Origin of the sequence: Micrococcus sp. HG099 (genome assembly GCF_024723355.1) — a bacterium.
Taxonomy (GTDB): Bacteria; Actinomycetota; Actinomycetes; order Actinomycetales; family Micrococcaceae; genus Micrococcus; species Micrococcus endophyticus.
This window is the reverse complement of sequence record NZ_JANQCJ010000039.1, coordinates 1-17,440: the sequence shown is the minus strand read 5'-3', so window position 1 is coordinate 17,440 and position 17,440 is coordinate 1. Positions and strand designations below refer to the sequence as shown.

Annotated in this window: 13 protein-coding genes, 2 tRNA genes and 3 pseudogenes; 3 read left to right on the top strand and 15 right to left on the bottom strand. The window is 69.3% G+C overall.

Annotation, left to right across the window (positions count from 1 at the left end):
• Positions 1–134 (bottom strand): annotated as a pseudogene (locus tag NWP10_RS05375) (rhomboid family intramembrane serine protease); the annotation flags it as partial.
• A 70-nt stretch (positions 135–204) separates the two neighbouring features.
• Positions 205–735, bottom strand: coding sequence for a peptidylprolyl isomerase (locus tag NWP10_RS05370; RefSeq protein WP_258300140.1), 531 nt, complete (start codon positions 733–735; stop codon positions 205–207).
• Positions 736–953: 218 nt separating this feature from the next.
• Between NWP10_RS05370 and NWP10_RS05365 the strand changes: the two genes are divergently transcribed.
• Complete coding sequence (locus NWP10_RS05365; protein WP_158493712.1) at positions 954–2,186, top strand: hypothetical protein; 1,233 nt, start codon at positions 954–956, stop codon at positions 2,184–2,186.
• 138 nt (positions 2,187–2,324) lie between these two features.
• On the opposite strand, the gene NWP10_RS05360 is transcribed toward NWP10_RS05365, so the two are convergent.
• On the bottom strand, positions 2,325–2,552 hold the full coding sequence (locus tag NWP10_RS05360; protein WP_017489313.1) for an amphi-Trp domain-containing protein: 228 nt from the start codon (positions 2,550–2,552) through the stop codon (positions 2,325–2,327).
• 179 nt (positions 2,553–2,731) lie between these two features.
• Between NWP10_RS05360 and NWP10_RS05355 the strand changes: the two genes are divergently transcribed.
• Positions 2,732–3,772 (top strand): nucleoside hydrolase, encoded by a 1,041-nt coding sequence (locus tag NWP10_RS05355; RefSeq protein ID WP_017489314.1) that lies wholly within the window; start codon positions 2,732–2,734, stop codon positions 3,770–3,772.
• On the opposite strand, the gene NWP10_RS05350 is transcribed toward NWP10_RS05355, so the two are convergent.
• The 5 genes and pseudogenes from NWP10_RS05350 to NWP10_RS05330 form a co-directional block, all read right to left on the bottom strand.
• Entirely contained in the window at positions 3,724–4,488 is a 765-nt protein-coding gene (locus tag NWP10_RS05350; RefSeq protein ID WP_258300139.1) for a queuosine precursor transporter, read from the bottom strand. The two genes, NWP10_RS05355 and NWP10_RS05350, sit on opposite strands and share 49 nt — an antisense overlap.
• 366 nt (positions 4,489–4,854) lie before the next feature.
• Complete coding sequence (locus NWP10_RS05345) at positions 4,855–5,757, bottom strand: hypothetical protein (RefSeq protein ID WP_258300138.1); 903 nt, start codon at positions 5,755–5,757, stop codon at positions 4,855–4,857.
• Positions 5,758–5,810: 53 nt separating this feature from the next.
• Positions 5,811–6,770 (bottom strand): BsuBI/PstI family type II restriction endonuclease, encoded by a 960-nt coding sequence (locus tag NWP10_RS05340; RefSeq protein ID WP_258300137.1) that lies wholly within the window; start codon positions 6,768–6,770, stop codon positions 5,811–5,813.
• Positions 6,767–8,242, bottom strand: a complete 1,476-nt coding sequence (locus NWP10_RS05335; RefSeq protein ID WP_258300141.1) for an Eco57I restriction-modification methylase domain-containing protein — start codon at positions 8,240–8,242, stop codon at positions 6,767–6,769. Before NWP10_RS05335 ends, NWP10_RS05340 begins: the two co-directional genes overlap by 4 nt.
• 108 nt (positions 8,243–8,350) lie before the next feature.
• Positions 8,351–9,630, bottom strand: a pseudogene (locus NWP10_RS05330) (IS3 family transposase); the annotation flags it as partial.
• Positions 9,631–9,850: 220 nt separating this feature from the next.
• On the opposite strand from NWP10_RS05330, the pseudogene NWP10_RS12440 reads away from it, so the two are divergent.
• A pseudogene (locus NWP10_RS12440) lies at positions 9,851–9,994 on the top strand (zinc ribbon domain-containing protein); the annotation flags it as partial.
• 604 nt (positions 9,995–10,598) lie between these two features.
• On the opposite strand, the gene NWP10_RS05320 reads toward NWP10_RS12440, so the two are convergent.
• The 7 genes from NWP10_RS05320 to NWP10_RS05290 form a co-directional block, all read right to left on the bottom strand.
• A tRNA-Ala gene (locus NWP10_RS05320) sits at positions 10,599–10,671 on the bottom strand.
• Between the two features lie 11 nt (positions 10,672–10,682).
• Complete coding sequence (locus NWP10_RS05315) at positions 10,683–10,844, bottom strand: hypothetical protein (protein WP_187326229.1); 162 nt, start codon at positions 10,842–10,844, stop codon at positions 10,683–10,685.
• Positions 10,845–10,901: 57 nt separating this feature from the next.
• Positions 10,902–10,975, bottom strand: a tRNA-Ile gene (locus NWP10_RS05310).
• A gap of 149 nt (positions 10,976–11,124) precedes the next feature.
• Positions 11,125–11,547, bottom strand: coding sequence for a DUF3566 domain-containing protein (locus tag NWP10_RS05305; protein WP_258300136.1), 423 nt, complete (start codon positions 11,545–11,547; stop codon positions 11,125–11,127).
• A 71-nt stretch (positions 11,548–11,618) separates the two neighbouring features.
• Positions 11,619–14,408, bottom strand: a complete 2,790-nt coding sequence (gene gyrA / locus NWP10_RS05300; protein WP_258300135.1) for a DNA gyrase subunit A — start codon at positions 14,406–14,408, stop codon at positions 11,619–11,621.
• Positions 14,409–14,529: 121 nt separating this feature from the next.
• Positions 14,530–16,677 carry a DNA topoisomerase (ATP-hydrolyzing) subunit B gene (gene gyrB, locus NWP10_RS05295; protein WP_309137698.1) on the bottom strand — a complete coding sequence of 716 codons (2,148 nt, stop codon included), beginning with the start codon at positions 16,675–16,677 and terminating at the stop codon, positions 14,530–14,532.
• Between the two features lie 361 nt (positions 16,678–17,038).
• Positions 17,039–17,440: DUF721 domain-containing protein (locus tag NWP10_RS05290; RefSeq protein WP_258300134.1), on the bottom strand; the 402-nt coding region annotated here is incomplete at its 5' end.

Here is a 17,440-nt window from a genome sequence, read left to right as displayed (position 1 = left end):
GCGCCGCCCTGGGCCGCGCAGTCCACGCAGAGGGGGCCGGCCGCCGGGCCGGGGCGCTGGCAGTCGAGGCACGCCGGGCGCCGGCACGAGGAGCAGTGCACATACGCCGCACGGCCCGGATGCCGCGGGCACACCGGGGGTGTGCCGTGCGCGGTGTCCGGGCCGTGCGGGTCAGACGGGGTGGAGCTCACCGAGCGGGGCCGCTCAGGCCTCGGCGATCTCGACGGACTCGATGACGACGTCCTCGAGCGGGCGGTCGCGCGGGTCGGTGGCGACGGCGTTGAGGCGGTCCACGACCTGCTGGGACTCCGCGTCCTTCACCTCGCCGAAGATGGTGTGCTTGCCGTTGAGCCAGCCGGTGGGCACGGAGGTGATGAAGAACTGCGAGCCGTTGGTGCCGGGGCCGGCGTTCGCCATGGCCAGCAGGTACGGGCGGTCGAACTGCAGCTCGGGGTGGATCTCGTCGCCGAACTGGTAGCCGGGGCCGCCGACGCCCATGCCCAGCGGGTCGCCGCCCTGGATCATGAAGTCCTTGATGATGCGGTGGAACACGGTGCCGGAGTACAGCGGGGCGCCGTTGTTCTTCTCACCGGTCTGCGGGTGGGTCCACTCCTGCTCGCCGGTGGCGAGGCCCACGAAGTTCTTCACGGTCTTCGGGGCGTGGTTGCCGAACAGCTCGACGACGATGTCGCCCTGGTTCGTCTTGATGGTCGCGATGTGCGTTGCGTTTGCCATGCGCGCCATTGTTCCATCCGGGGCCGGGCGTTGGCGCGGGCCCGCCGTCCGCGGCGGCGGCTTCCGCGCACGGCGTACGTGCGGCGCGGCGTCCCGGGGACCGTGCCAGCGGCGGGGCGGCCCACTAGGCTGGGCCTCAAGGACCGGAGCGCTCCGGCACCCGGTTCGGGAGGCCGGTGCGCTCACGCATCATCCGACGACACGGGAGGCACAACACCATGGCCCGCACGACCCTGAACGACGAGATCCAGCACGACGGCGGAGCGGACACCTTCGTGACCCGCCAGACCGAGAACCTGCGCCACTGGGCCGCGCCCAAGCTCGAGGCCGCGCGCACCTGGGGCGAGTACGGCGCCGCCTTCACCGGCGTGGGCGCCTCCGTGGCCGCCGAGGAGGGCCGCCGCGCCGCGCACGACGCGAAGCAGGAGTACGGCCCGCGCGTCGAGAAGCAGGCCAAGCGCGCCGGCGACGCCGTGGCGGACCGCTACGCGAAGCTCGCCCCGGCCGTGGCCACCGGCGCCGGCGTGCTGCAGGACGTCCTGCACCGCCTGCAGGAGCAGGCCCAGGAGGCCGGCCACGAGGCCCAGAAGCAGTTCGCGGACGCCCGCAAGGACGCCGAGAAGGCCGCCGAGAAGGGCCGCAAGCGCGGCGCGAAGAAGGCCAAGCAGGTCCGCCGTGCCGGTCGCGGTGCGCGCAAGGACGTGACGAAGGCCGCCCGCGGCGCCCGCAAGGACGCCCGTCAGGCCGGCTCATTCCTGGCCGACCGCGCCGGCCAGGCCGGCAGCGCCGCCGCCGCGGGCGGGCTGACCCTCGCCGGCGCCCTGGCCGCCGCCGTGAACGCGCTGCAGGAGCAGGGCGAGAAGCTGGCCCCGCAGGTGCAGGCCCGCCTGTCCGATGCCGGCGACTACGCGCAGCGTCGCAAGGAGGAGGTCGTGCCCCTGGCCGCCGCCCGCCTCGCCGACGGCGCCGCCCACGCCCGCAAGACGGCCCACGACGTGCAGGTGCCGGACGCCGTCGAGCAGGCCCTCATCGCGCTGACCGGGGACAAGGCGATCGTGCGCAAGCTGCGCAAGGGCGCCGAGCAGTACGCCGGCTCCGCCGAGAAGGACCTCAACCGGGCCGCAGGCCGCAAGGCCCGCTCCGGCGGCCGCGGCTGGATCCTCGGCGGCATGGCCCTGGCCGCCGCCGGCGCCGGCTACGCCCTGTGGCGCCTGACCAAGCCCGTCCAGGATCCGTGGACCGCTCCGGTTCCGGGCCCGATCACCGCGAACATCCCCGTGGTGGAGGCGAACAACCCGTACGCCCAGCAGCAGAAGGTCGTGGCCGAGTCCGGCTCCGCCGCCGCCGGCGAGGGCGTCCGCGTGGACACCGCCGCCCCGGTCACCACCGCCGTGCCCGCCCAGGACCCGGTGGCCGAGGCCAACGCGAAGGTGCTCGGCACCGACCGCTGACGCGGACGCGCGGGCGGGACCCCACCGGTCCCGTCCGCGCCCGGTGGGACGCCGGACGTCCCGCAGAGACCGCGACGCCGGGGGCGTCCTCCGATCAGGAGGCGCCCCCGGCGTCGTCGTGTCCGGGCGGGGCGGGGATCACCAGGAGAGGCTGATCTCCAGCTCGGACTCGCCGCCCTCCTCGATCTCGAGCTCGACCTCGAGCTCCACCTGGTCCGGGACGGTCACGACGACGTCGCGGCCGGCGTGCTCGATGCGCACCTCATTCTGGCGGGAGAGCTGGTCGGCCAGCTCGCGCAGGCGGGCGGCGGCCTGCTCGCGGGTCATGGTCTCGGTGGTCTCGTGCTCGAAGATCTCGTCGCTCATGGTTGTGACGGTAGCGGGAGTCGCGCCGGGCCTCAGCCCCCGGCCGACCGACGCGGGGCGACAACTCCGCCGGGCAGAACGGCGGTGATGTCGCTGTGCGTCGGTCAGGACCGGGGTGGGGGCCGGGGGCAGGGCGAGGGCGAAACCGGGGCGGAGCAGAGCGGGCTAGAGTGCGGCGGATGGGCGCACGCATCCTCGCGGACATGGACACCGGCATCGACGACGCCTGCGCGCTGCTGCAGCTGGTCGGCGCGGGGGCGGAGCTCGCGGCCGTGACGACGACGGGCGGCAACGCCACCGCCCGGGAGTGCGCGCTCAACACGGCGGCCCTGCTGGATCTGATGGGCCGCACGGACGTGGAGGTGGCCGTGGGCGCCGAGGCGCCCCTGCGACGTCCGCCCGAGACCACCCCGGAGACCCACGGGGACGGCGGCCTGGGCTACGCCCGCCTGGCGCACCGGCCCGAGCGGCTCTCGGCGCGCTCCGCCGTGGACGTCTGGGTCGAGGAGCTGCGCGCCCATCCGGGCCGGACCACGATCCTCTGCACCGCTCCCCTGACCAACCTGGCCCTCGCGCTGCGCGCCGAGCCGGCGCTGCCCGAGCTCGCGGCCGGCGTCGTGATCATGGGCGGCGCCTTCTACCACCCGGGCAACACCACGCCGACCGCGGAGTGGAACACGTGGTGCGACCCGGACGCCGCGAAGGAGGTCTTCGCGGCGTTCGAGGGCCTGCCCGAGGACCGGCTGCCGCTGCTGTGCCCGCTGGAGACCACGGAGCGGATCGAGTACACGCCCGCCCTGCTGGACGCGCTGCTCACGGGCGCCGGGCACGCGCCGGCCGGCTGGGCCGCGGACCGGGCCCGCCGGTCGGGCCCGCAGGCGGACACCGGCAGCCCGGTGCTGGACGTGCTGGCCGACGCGCTGCGGTTCTACTTCGAGTTCCACCACGACTACGACCAGGGCTACGTGGCCCACCTGCACGACCTCTTTGCCGCCCAGGTGGCCCTGGGGACGGCTCAGATCCGGACGCAGGCGACGGTCGTCGACGTGGAGGCGGACTCGGACCTGCTGCGCGGCACCACGGTGCACGACGACCGGCATATCTGGGGGCGGCGGCCCAACGCCCGCCGGGTCGTGGACGCGGACCCGGCGGGCGTGTTCGCGGCGTTCGCTCAGGCGGCGTCCGCGGCGGCCCGCGCGGGCGACGACGCCGGCCGGTAGGTGGGCTCGCTCGCCTTGACCCGGCGGATCACCAGCAGGGTGATCGGCACGATGAGGATCTCCACGAGCGTCTTGTAGAGGAACCCGGTGAACGTGTAGTTCGCCAGCTCGAGCAGCGTGATGGTGCCGGCGAACGCGATGGTGCAGAAGATCAGGGTGTCGAAGAACTGACCCACGATGGTGGAGAGGATCAGGCGGAACGCCACGTGGCGCTCCCGCATGCGCTCCTTGAGGCGGACCACGATGGTCGCGTTGATCAGCGAGCCGGCCAGGAACGCCACGAACCCGGCCACGGTGATCCGCAGCATGGGCGCGAGGGCCTGATCCCACACCTCGAAGCCCTCCACGGGAGTGGTCCAGGAGACCACCGTGTAGGTGAGGGCGGCGAGCACGAGCATCGCGAAGCCCAGGAGGATGGCCCGGCGGGCCCGGCGCCAGCCGTACACCTCGGCGAGGATGTCGCCGATGATGTAGGCGAACGGGAAGAGGAAGGCGCCGCCGTCGAAGATGAGGGGCCCGCCGCCGTAGAACATGTCCGAGAGGACGGGGACGGTGGGGCCGTAGAAGAGCTTGGCCGCGGTGACGCCGGAGAGGATCAGGAGGGCGACGAAGACGCCCACGAACAGGTCGTAGTGGCTCGCGGGCACCCGGGCGAAGGCCGGGGTGCCCTGCCCAGAGACGGGCTGGTCGGTGGTGGGGGTGTCGGTGGTGTTCACCGGACCATCCTGGCACCTGTCCGCCCTGAAGCATGCAGAAGGCCCCGCCGGCGCCCGATCCCTCGGGCCCGACGGGGCCTTCCCCGTGGTGGACTCCGTCGACCACTACGGGAACAGGCGACAGCGGGTTGAAAGGCTTGCTTCCGCGTGGAATCAAGACAACCGAGAAGATTCCGAACCTCCCGGAGAGCCGGACGACCCGCTGATCGGCGCGGCGGCAGAGCCAAGGAGACGACCTCGAACACGGCTCACGGATGCGGAAGTGGACGCTATGCGAACAGCCCGCGCGAACGGTGTCAGCGTCGCCGCGCTGGCGCGCCGCTTCGGCACTCACCGCGGCACGGTTTGGGCGAAGACGCGGTCCAACTAACGGGGCTTCGGGACGAGGTGTCTGAGATGAAGATACTCAAGCGCGTAGTCTTGCATCTGCCGCGGGTACAGCGTCGCGTCGTCATCCAACGCGAATCGTACGGGGCCGAGGCGGTCCGCCGGCGTCGCAGCGAGAAGCTCATTGAGGAGAGGAATGCCCTCGGCTTTCAAGAGATTCACAGCTGTTTCAGGTCGAAGGAAGAGCCAGTCCGGTCCTGCAAGGTCAATGCCAACAAACTTCGTCCAGCCAGCAGCGGTGAATGTGTCGATGATCTCTCGGTGCCCATTCGACTCGAGCGTCAAGATCGCCTTGGTGTGAGCTGGGTCTCCTTGGTGGGGTGCGGAAGTACCGACGTCTGGCATGCGCCTATGGATGGTATTCCGGAAAGCCCGAATTGCCTGGAAGTAGAGATCGCCAGGTGTCCCGTCGTCCATGAGCTCCGCGGCGCGGGGTGCGATGAGACGGACTGAATTACGGAAGTGCCTGCGCTGCCACGCCATTGCCGGATAGCTGGTCTGGCCGCTGAGAAGCCCGTTGATGATCGCAATGGCATCGAACGCACCGACCATCTGGATGTAGGTCAGCGTCGTTGCTTCGAGGAGTTCGTCCAATCGCTCAAGCGACAAGTCGCTGTCCTCAGTTAGCCGCGCAAGCCGGGTGCTCCACACGATGACTCGGGTGATTCGCCGCAAGATCGAACTCGCCAGATTCGCTATCTCACTATGTGCGGTGTTCTGGTGGTCAAGGTGGTGCCACACGCTCGCCCAATCTGGGATGATCGCGCGCGTGGCCGCGTCCGCAAGCCGCTCGTCACTCAGCGTTCGCAGATCGAGTCCGTAAAGGGGATGCCCTTGTGACAGGTTCTCTAGTCGTTGTGGGCAGGGGGAGTGCAGGAACATCTCATCCCCAGCCTGGGAAACTGATAGGCATTGGTGAACCTGCAACCGACATGTCAGGCGTACGGTCCGAGGAAGCGCTCCCCGTTGTAGTGGATCATGTGGGTAGGGTGGTCGGCGCACCAGACTTCGGACTCCCAGGCGATCTTGTCGACGTACTTGCGGAACTCGGCTCGGCCGGGGAAGCAGGAGACGTAGACGAGACCTGCCGTTGAGTCTGCGAAGAGGTCAGCAAGTTCGGCTTGCCGCTTGGAGTCGACTGGGCCGTGAGAGCTGGCTGCTTCGAGGAGGACGAGCCAGTTGCGGTCCGGTAGGTAAATGACGAGGTCGGGCATCTTTCCGTGCTCGTCGACCTCTACGTTGAGCGAGGCGAGGGAGTCGCGTTCGAACAGTGCCCACTTGTCGCCTGCGTCGCCGATGTAGAGGACCTGTCCACCTGGGGTGAAGCGCGGGCAGAAGTCTTCGACCATTGCCTTCAGTAGGACGTTCTGGCCGCCCGGCGTCAGAGTGAAGACTGACCCATCGGGGAGGGTGAGCGGGATGCGGTCCATCTCGCGCGCCGCCGCGTACCGGGCCTTGAGTCCCGGGAGCTCAGCGAGGTACTGATCGACAGCGGACGGCCATTCGTCGGTGTCGTAGGCGCGTAGCACGTTCAATGCTTCAGCCGTGACTTGGTAGTTCCACTTTGGGGAGTTGACGGGGCGCTGCGGCTGGTCGGGATTCTGTACGACGAGCTGCGCTTCCACAAACTGATGCAGTGTGAATCGACGAACCGTCTCGCGGGTGTTCGGCGCGTAGTCCTTGCCGTACTCGTCGCGGATGAAATCCATGATCGCGCGCGTGCCGAGCATCGGGTTGGCGACTTCGGTCCAGGGCTCGGAGGGGGTGAGTTTCAGGAGTGCCAGCAGCACAAGCGCTGATCGCTCGTTGCTGCGCTCGGCATCCATGCCGAGCGTTTCGAGAACGATTCGAGCATCCTCCACGCGCTCATGCGCAGCGTCGTTCAGCTCGCTCATGCGGCGATCAGCTCCTTGACCAGGGAGTCAACCTCTAGCTGGGACGCGACGGAGTTGCGTCCGAGGTTGCGCAGTGTGTCGGCGTTGGGGAACCGGAGGGTTCGGAGGTCGGTGGCGTTGACCTGAGTGTGACCGGAAAATGTGCGGAAGAACTTGTCGATGACCGACGAGTTGAGCCACACAACGATGCCTTTGGCAAGCTGCTCGTCCATGCCGTGCCCGCCGATGTGGAAGACGTTGAGGTGGTTCTCGAACGCCACCTCACCGGGGTTATCCAACGGTGACCAGACCGAAGCAACGATTCGTCGGCGTTCTTCCTTCGCGCTGAACCGCTTGACGACCGCGTACCAGCCCTCCGGCAGGAGCATCCCACGATCCTTGTCGTCAGTCGGCTGGAACCACTGCGGCTTGCGGATTTCTCGCGGCCAGATCACACCGCCGTCTCGAAGGTTGCCTGGATAGATCAGCGGCGCAGCGCCGGGCTGCTCTACAGCACTGAGCGCATGACGCGACCGGAAGTCGACCACGCGACCAGTTGAGACCTGCACACCGAGATCGGTCAGAGAATATGGCTGAGAAAGCACAACCTCGGCGACAGCCGTGTCCTCGGCGTCGGTCGCAAGGCGGATGAATCGGTTGGGGTCGTTGGGAAACACGACTTCCTGGTACCCTACGGCACGGGTTGAGACATCATCTGTGTGGTCACGGCTGACGGAAAGCTCGACGACACCCGGGGAGGCGCCGCGCGTTCCAGCGAAGATCACGTTCTCTTGAAGGACACCAGTGTCGGCGAACACCGTGCAGCGGGAATCGAAGACGTGCACTCGATCGAGCGCGATTGAGTCGAGCAAGTGAGCACGAAACGCGCCGAAGTACGGGCCGTTGAAGAACGAGCGGGGCGTGATCGCCACCACCTGCCCCCCTTCCCGAAGCGCCGCCACGGACAATGAGAGAAACGCTGCGTACAGGTTCGGCGCATCGACCCCGGCGGCACGCATGGCCGTCCGATGCGCGCTCGATACCGCGAGTTTCCCGTACGGAGGGTTCTCGATCACGAGATCGAACTGGCCGTCGAGGTTAAGCGAAGCATCCAAGCCGACGGAGTCGAGAATGAAGTCCGCTTCGATTGCCTCGGCGTGGACTCTGCCCCTACCAGCCTGCTCACATGCCATAAGCGTTGCCCTGAGGCTCGGCAAGACGAGAGGGTCGCGCTCTACCGCAACGATCTCAATCGACAGCTCTGACCGTTCCGCGAGGGCACGGCTGACGAGCGCTGCGGCGAGCATGCCTGAGCCTGCGCCAGGATCGAGCACACGCAACATCCCGCTCTCGGGCAGGCGCGGGATTGAGGCAATCAGCTGGGCTGCGGCGGCGGGCGTGAAGAACTGCCCGAGCTCGCTCTGCGTGCGCGCATCAAGTCCACCGAGGGCGGCGACACGCTCGCTCTCGGCAACACTCAACAGGTCCGCCATCAACACCCTCCCATCGTATCCGGGGCCACTGACACGCCACGAGGAACACGCAGACCGCAGGCAGCGCACAACGACTGAATCGGCCGAGGTTCTCTGCCGATACTTTGTGGGTGCGGGCTCTCGGGTGAGTGCCTCGCAGTGGAGCGACTCGAACTCTACCGGGGTGATCAGCCCCAGAGAGCCGTGGAGGCGTCGATTGTTGTACCAGTCGACCCAGCCGGCGGTGGCGAACTCCACGTCCGCGAGCGTCCGGAAGGGTCCGGCGTGGAAGACCGTGGTGCGGATGCACTTGGTCTTGAACAGGCCGTTGACCGTCTCCATGAGGGCGTTGTCGTAGGCGTCGCCGACGGTCCCGATCGAGGGGGCGATGCCCTCAAGGTCGAGGTGCTCGGTTTACCGGATCGAGGTGTACTGCGGTCCCGCATCGCTGTGATGGATTAAATCCCCTGGTGAGACTGGGTTTCCGTCGCGGTCGCGCTGCCAGAGCGCGATCCGTAGCGGCGTCATGATGAGGTCGGTGCGCATGCTCGAGGACGCGTGCCAGCCCACGATCCGCCGGGCGAACACGTCCAGGACGAACGCGACGTAGACGAACCCCGCCCAGGTGCGGACGTAGGTGAAATCTGTGACCCAGACTCCGTTCGGGGCGGGCGCCGTGAAGTCGCGATTGAGCAGGTCACCGGCGCGTTTCCCGTCCGGATTCGGGATGGTGGTGCGCAGCTTCTTGACCCGGCGGATGCCCTTGAGACCGAGGGTGCGCATCGCGCGGACCACCGCCCCGCGGGAGGCGCCCGCGATACCGGCCTGGCGGCGGAGCAGAGCAACCCACTTACGCCGTCCGTAGAGGCCTTCTGGTGTCATCTGGACCAGCCCGGTGACGGGGTTGACGGTCCAGGCGAGGTCCCTGATCTTGTCCTCGACCAGAGCATCTGTGACGGTGCGGGCCGCGATCCGCGCCGGCCTCTTCCAGGCTCGGTAGGTCCATGCAGCGATCACAAGGCCCTGCCGGGGCAGGACGGCAAGGATCGGCTCGACTGCATAGCCTTCGGCGCGCATCTCGTCGATGAAGGCGAGGATCAGCGGTTGCGGGGGTCGAGCTCCCCCGCGAAGAAAATCGAGGCCCGACGCAGGATCTCATTGTCCTCCCTCAGTCGCTTGACCTCGGACTTCAGGCGCTTGATCTCGGCCGACTCTTCACTGGTGACGCCGGGGCGGGTCCCGTCGTCGACCTCGGCCTGCGCCAGCCAGCGCCGCACGGACTCCCGCGAGACGCCCTCCTGACGGGCCACCGCAGTCGTCGCCGCGGTCAAGGTGGGGTACTCCTGGGCGTGCTCGCGCACGAGCCGCACGCACCTCGCGCGCAGCTGGGCATCGATCTTCTTCGGCATGCTGTCCATCCTCTCGGACTCAAACAGCAGCGGCATCAAACCCGGGTCGATTCAGTCGAAGCCGCTTGGGAAGAACACGCTCTACAAGCTGCTCACCAACCCGTACTACGCATGAGTGATCCGCTACAAGGGAGCCCTGCATCCCGGGGCCCATGAACAGCTCATCGAGCCCGATCTGTTCGACCAGGTGCAATCACTGCTGAAGTCGCGCAACGCGAAGATGACGCGGCACGTCACACACGCGCACCACCTCAAAGGCTTGCTGCACTGCGGGAGTTGCGGGTCGCGGATGCTGCTCGACTTCGCAACGAATCCGCGTGGCACGACCTACGCCTACTTCATATGCTCCGGCCGCGCCACCAAGAGAACCACCTGCACGAGGCGGGCGGTGCCCGTCGCCGTCGCGGAACGGCTGGTCGAAAACTCCTACGGGGACATCACGATCAGCGAGGATGACTACCGGCACCTCGCTGCCGAAGTCGATGCCGCGTTCGATGGGCAGAGCGCCGGACGCGATCAGGAGTTCGCCGACCTCACCGCCAACCGAGCCAAGCTCGAAACCGAGAGCGACAAACTGCTGGCCGCACACTTCGCCGACGCTATCGACCTGCCGACGTTGAAGTGGCATCAAGACCGCATCCGCGCGGGCCTTGCAGACGTCAACCGGCGTCTCGCAGAGTACGACGAACACCATGCCGTGGCGCGGGCGTTCCTCCACGACTCGCTGCGACTCCTCACCGACGCGCACCACGCCTATACGTACTCCGACGACGGGAACCGCAGGCTCGCGAACCAGACGTTCTACACGCGATTGGAGATCACCGAAGACGAGCAGTTACGCCCTCGCCTCGCTGAGCCTTTCGCCACCATCGTCACCAAGGCCGCCGCCACAGCCACCGCAAGCAAGAACGTCAAACGGGAACACCCAACATCTTCCGATGTCGCGTGTTCCCGTAAGACACTTTGGGTGGAGGCAAGGGGACTCGAACCCCTAACCCCCTGCTTGCAAAGCAGGTGCGCTACCAATTGCGCCATGCCCCCGTGAGGACCGGTCAGTCCTCCGGTGCCGGCTCGACGCCCTCGGCGTCCTCCGGCAGGTCATCCGTGGCCGTGGCCCAGATGTCCTTGCCCTCCCGGTTCTGCTGCCAGAGGCGCGCCCCGTAGGCCGCGGCGGCGGCGCCGGCCACGAGGGCCACGCGTGCCAGTCGACCCATGAGGGGACCTCCGGAGACGAACGGAGCCCCAGCGGACCGGGGCTCTGTGGGTGGGAGTGGGCGTACCAAGACTTGAACTTGGGACCTCTTCGTTATCAGCGAAGCGCTCTAACCGCCTGAGCTATACGCCCTCACCGTCATTCGCGGACGAATCCGTTCACAACAGGAGATGACTGTACCGGAACGCCGACGCCCCGCGCAAATCCGCGCGGGGCGTCGTCGAGACGGGGTGCTCGGGGCCGGGCCGACGACGTTCCCGGCGTCGTCCGGCCCCGCCGGCTCAGTCGTCGGTCAGGGTGACGCCCACGCCGCCCACGAGGGCAGCGCACACGTTGTAGAGCAGTGCGGCCACGGTGGCCAGGGCGGTCAGCAGGATCACGTTGAGCACCGCCAGCACGGTGGCCAGGGAGACCACGGTGCTCAGCGGGGCCAGGGACTGCACGGTGTACCGGCCGGACTCGGCGCCCAGGACGGTGCCGAGCGCGTCGTTGATCCGCTGGAACAGGCCGAGGGCGTCGGACAGCGAGTACAGGGCGACGGCGGCCACCACGGTGAGGATGCCCAGCGCCACGGACAGCAGGAACGCCAGCTTCAGCACGGACCAGGGGTCCACGCGGTTGAGCATCAGGCGGGCGCGGCGCACCTTGGCCTTGGGGACGGCGCGGACCAGGTTCTCCTGCGAGGAGCCGCTGGCCTTGCGCACCGGGCGGCCGGACCGCTCAGCGGTCCTGCCCGCTCCCGCTGCCTTGCCGGGGCGTGACGACGCGGACGTGCTCACTGCTCTCCTCCGTCTGCACCCTCACCGTCGGCGTCCTCCTCGAAGAGGCCCTCCGGCGCTGCTGCGGGGTCGGTCGGGTCGATGTCTGCGTCCAAGAGTACATCCGTGTCCGCGGCGGCCCCGGCGGTGGCCTCGGCCCCCACCAGCGCCTCGGGCTCGCCCTCGGGCAGCACGCCGGCGGCGGCGGCGCTGCCCTCGGAGACCGGGTCCTCGGCGGCCTCGGCGTCCGCCTTCGCCTCCATCTCCTGCTCGTTGTTCAGGGTGACGGCGACGATCCGGTCCCGCTTGTCCGGCTTGGCGAAGATCACGCCCATCGTGTCGCGCCCCTTGGCCGGCACGCCGGCGACGGCGGAGCGCACCACCTTGCCGGAGGCCATCACCACGAGGACCTCCTGGTCCTCGCGCACCACGAGACCGCCGGCGAGCTCACCGCGGTCGTCCACGAGTTTGGCGACCTTGATGCCGAGGCCACCGCGGTTCTGCAGGCGGTACTCGTCCACGTGGGTGCGCTTGGCGAAGCCGCCGTCCGTGACGGTGAAGACGTAGCCGTCCTCCTCCACCACGTCCATCGTCAGCAGGGCGTCGTCGTCGCGGAACTTCATGCCGGTCACGCCCGAGGTCGCACGGCCCATGGGACGCAGCGCCTCGTCCGTGGCGGTGAACCGCAGGGACTGGCCCTTGTGCGAGATCAGGATGAGGTCGTCGTCGGGCGAGACCACGCGGGCCGAGACCAGCTCGTCCCCCTCGCGCAGCTTGATGGCGATCAGGCCGGCGGTGCGGTTCGTGTCGTAGTCCAGCAGCGGGGTCTTCTTCACGAGGCCGTTGCGGGTGGCGAGCACGAGGTACGGGGCGCGGTCGTAGCCGGTGAGCGGCTGGATCTGCGCGATCCGCTCGTCCGGCTGGAACGCGAGCAGGTTGGCCACGTGCTGGCCCTTCGCGTCGCGTCCGGCCTCGAGCAGCTCGTACGTCTTGATGCGGTACACGCGGCCGAAGTTCGTGAAGAACAGCAGCCAGTGGTGCGTGGAGACCGTGAGGAAGTGCTCCACGATGTCGTCCCCGCGCAGGGTGGCCCCGCGCACGCCCTTGCCGCCGCGGCCCTGGGAGCGGTACTGGTCGATCCGGGTGCGCTTGACGTAGCCGCCGCGGGTGATGGAGACGACCATCTCCTCCTCGGGGATCAGGTCCTCCATGGACATGTCCCCGTCGTAGCCGGCCATGATCTCGGTGCGGCGGTCGTCGCCGTGCTTGGCCACGATCTCGCCGAGCTCCTCGGAGATGACCTCGCGCTGGCGCTGCGGGGACTCGAGGATGCGGTCGTACTCGGCGATGCGGGCCATCAGCTCGTCGTACTCGTCCTGGATCTTCTGCGACTCCAGGGCGGCGAGCTGGCGCAGCTGCATCTGCAGGATGGCCTGGGCCTGGACGTCGTCGATGTCCAGGAGCTCCTTGAGGGCCTCGCGGGCCACGTCGGCGGAGGCCGAGCGGCGGATGGTCGCGATGACCTCGTCCAGCATGTCCAGGGCCTTGAGCAGGCCGCGCAGGATGTGCGCGCGCTCCTCCGCCTTGCGCTTGCGGAAGACGGTGCGGCGCACGATCACGTCGATCTGGTGCTTCACCCAGTGGTGCACGAACCCGTCGAGGGACAGGGTGCGCGGCACGCCGTCCACGAGCGCGAGCATGTTCGCCGAGAAGTTCGACTGCAGCTCGGTGTGCTTGTAGAGGTTGTTCAGCACCACCTTGGCCACGGCGTCGCGCTTGAGCACGATCACGAGGCGCTGGCCGGTGCGGCCGGAGGTCTCGTCGCGCATGTCCGCGATGCCGTTGATCTTGCCGTCGCGCACCATCTCCGCGATCTTCGCGGCGAGGTTGTCCGGGTTGGTCATGTACGGCAGCTCGGTGACCACCAGGCACGTGCGGCCCTGGATCTCCTCCACGTTGACCACGGCGCGCATGGTGATGGGGCCGCGGCCGGTCCGGTAGACCTCCTCGATGCCCTTGCGGCCCAGGATCTGGGCGCCCGTGGGGAAGTCGGGGCCGTGCACGCGGGCCAGGAGCGCCTCGAGCAGCTCCTCGCGGGTGGCCTCGGGGTGCTCGAGGTACCACTGCACGCCGGCGGCCACCTCGCGCATGTTGTGCGGCGGGATGTTCGTGGCCATGCCGACGGCGATGCCCGAGGAGCCGTTGACCAGCAGGTTCGGGTACCGGGAGGGCAGGACGACGGGCTCCTGCTGCTTGCCGTCGTAGTTGTCCTGCATGTCGACGGTGTCCTCGTCGATGTCCCGGACCATCTCCATGGCCAGGGGGGCCATCTTGGTCTCGGTGTAGCGCTGGGCGGCCGCGCCGTCGTTGCCCGGGGAGCCGAAGTTGCCCTGGCCGAGCGCCAGCGGGTAGCGCTGCACCCAGTCCTGGATGAGGCGCACGAGGGCGTCGTAGATCGCGGTGTCGCCGTGCGGGTGGTAGTTGCCCATCACGTCGCCCACCACGCGGGCGGACTTGTTGAAGGAGCGGTCCGGGCGGTAGCCGCCGTCGTACATCGCGTAGAGCACGCGGCGGTGCACGGGCTTGAGGCCGTCGCGCACGTCCGGCAGCGCGCGGCCGACGATCACGGCCATCGCGTAGTCCAGGTACGAGCGCTTCATCTCCGACTCGAGGTCGACGGGCTCGACCTTGTCGGCCGCGCCCTCGGGCAGCACGTACTGCTCGACCGCCACGTCCTGGCCGGTCTCGGGGGTCTCGGGGACCTCGGCGGACTCGTCCGGGGTCTGGGGGGTGGTCTCGTCGCTCACGCGGATCCTCTCGTGCTCCCCGCGGCGGCGGGGAGGGTGCTGGGCTCAGGAAGGTCTCGGGCCCGGGGTCACGACGACGGCGCACGCGGCGCCGGTGCGCCGCCGTCGTCCCCGGCGCGGCTCAGACGTCCAGGAAGCGGATGTCCTTGGCGTTCTGCTGGATGAAGTTGCGGCGGGACTCGACGTCCTCGCCCATGAGCATGGAGAACACGGCGTCCGCGGCGGCGGCGTCCTCCATGCTCACCTGCAGCAGGGTGCGGTGCTCGGGGTCCATGGTGGTGTCCCACAGCTCCTGGTAATTCATCTCGCCCAGGCCCTTGTAGCGCTGCACGCCGTTGTCCTTGGGGTAGCGCCAGCCCTTGGCCAGGCCGGCCTCGACGGCGGCGTCGCGCTCGGCGTCGGAGAACACGTAGTCGTGGGGCGCGTTGGACCACTTGATGCGGTACAGCGGCGGCTGGGCGAGGAACACATGCCCGGCCTCGATCAGCGGGCGCATGTACCGGAACAGCACGGTGAGCAGCAGCGTGGTGATGTGCTGGCCGTCCACGTCCGCATCGGCCATGAGCACGATCTTGTGGTACCGCAGCTTGGAGATGTCGAACTCCTCGCCGATGTTGGTGCCGAACGCCGTGATCATGGACTGGATCTCGGCGTTGCCGAGGGCCTTGTCCAGGCGGGCGCGCTCCACGTTCAGGATCTTGCCGCGCAGCGGCAGGATGGCCTGGGTCTCCGGGTTGCGGCCCTGCTTCGCGGAGCCGCCGGCGGAGTCGCCCTCCACGATGTACACCTCGCAGCGCGAGGGGTCCTTCGAGGAGCAGTCCGCGAGCTTGCCGGGCATGCCGAAGGACTCCAGCGGCGACTTGCGGCGCGCGTTGTCCCGGGCCTTGCGGGCGGCCATCCGGGCGTGCGAGGCCATGATGGCCTTGCGGATGACCTCCTTGGCCGGGCCCGGGTTGCGCTCGAGCCAGTCGCCGAGGTGGTCCGTGACCGCCTTGGACACGAAGGCGCGGGCCTCGGAGTTGCCCAGCTTGGTCTTGGTCTGGCCCTCGAACTGCGGCTCGGAGAGCTTCACCGAGATCACCGCGGTGAGGCCCTCGCGGATGTCCTCGCCCGTGAGGTTGTCCTCCTTGGGCTTGAGGATCTCCTTCTCGCGGGCGTAGCGGTTGACCAGGGAGGTCAGCGCGGCGCGGAAGCCCTCCTCGTGGGTGCCGCCCTCGTGCGTGTTGATGGTGTTCGCGTAGGTGTGCACGGACTCCGAGTAGGCGGAGGTCCACTGCATGGCCACCTCCACCGCCATGGAGCGGCCGGCCTCGGCGTCCTCGGCCTCGAAGGCGATGACGTCCTCGTGCACGAACTCGACCTTCTTGGCGGAGTTCAGGTGCTGCACGTAGTCCAGCAGGCCGTTCTCGTACAGGTAGGTGACCTGGCGGCGCTGCGGCGCCTGCGCGGCGGCCTCGTCCAGGCCCTGCTCGGCGTTCTCCTCGGCGGCGGCCTCGCCGGCGATCTCGTCGTCGACGACCTCGTTGTCCTCCTGGACGCGCTCGTCCGTGAGGGTGATGCGCAGACCCTTGTTGAGGAAGGCCATCTGCTGGAACCGGGCCCGCAGGGTCTCCCAGTCGAACTCGATGGAGTCGAAGATCTCCGGGTCCGGGTAGAAGGTCTGCACGGTGCCGGTGGCGTCCGTGGCCTCGCCCTGGACCAGCTCGCCCTGGGGCACGCCGCCGTCCGCGAAGGACATCCGCCACACGTGGCCCTGGCGGCGCACCTCGGTGTCCACGCGCCGCGAGAGCGCGTTGACCACGGAGATGCCCACGCCGTGCAGGCCGCCGGAGACGGCGTAGCCGCCGCCGCCGAACTTGCCGCCGGCGTGGAGGATGGTCATGACGACCTCCACGGTGGGCTTGCCCTCGGTGGGGTGCAGGTCCACGGGGATGCCGCGGCCGTCGTCGGCCACGCGCACGCCACCGTCCGCCTGCAGGGTCACGTCGATCCCGCTGGCGTAGCCGGCCAGGGCCTCGTCCACGGAGTTGTCCACGACCTCGTACACGAGGTGGTGCAGGCCGCGGGGGCCGGTGGAGCCGATGTACATGCCGGGGCGCTTGCGGACGGCCTCCAGGCCCTCCAGCACGGTGATCGCGGAGGCGCCGTACTCGCCGGGCACCTTCCGGTCCTTCGCCGGGGCGGGGGCCTCGGGCGCGGCCTCGGGGGACGGCGCGGCCGGCACGGCCGCCGGCTCCTCCGCGGGGTTCTCGGGCGTAGCGTCAACCACGGGTGGGGTCACTTCCTCGGACGTCGGCGGCAGGGCTGTCCCCGCGCGCGCGAGAGCGCGCGAGCCGGGGCAGGCCCGGTCCTCATGCGTGCGCTCGCGCTCGATCCGCGGGGTCGGGGGACGGACGACGCCGACCCACCGGTTTCACTGCTGTGAAGTCTACCGCGTGAGCGCCCGAGGGCCCGCATCGGCGGGGGTCCGGGGCGGCAGATCACCCCCTCAGCGGCCGTGGATGCCGCTCAGGACGGGCGCGGGACGCCGCCCATGCCTCCCGGGCCGTCCGGGACCCCGTGAGCGCGCCAGAGGGGCGTCCACGGCCTCGCGGTCGGACGGGCCGGGCCCGCCGCCGTCGACCCCGGCCTCACCCGTAGGTGTCGCGCGGGCCGCGGCCGCCGCGCACCGTGCGCGGGCCCTTGCGCCAGCTCGGGGCCTGGGGCCCGGCCACCTCGAGGCGCGTCACGACGCCGGGGCCGAGGGCGTCGTCGAACCGCTGGAGCAGGACGGGGGTCATCAGGCGCAGCTGCGTGGCCCACGCGGTGGAACTCGTGCGGACCCGCACCACCGAGTCCTCGAAGCTCTCCGGGCGGCAGTGCAGCGCGATCTCCGGGCCCACGAGCTCGTCCCAGCGGGTGAGCACCGAGCCCACCGCCACCGGCGTGGACCAGCCGCGGTCCCGGATGAGCCGGCCGAACACGCTGGACACCGTGGCGGGGTCCCGGTCCGCGCCGCCGAAGGGCCGGCGCCGCTCCTGCCGGTCCCGGCC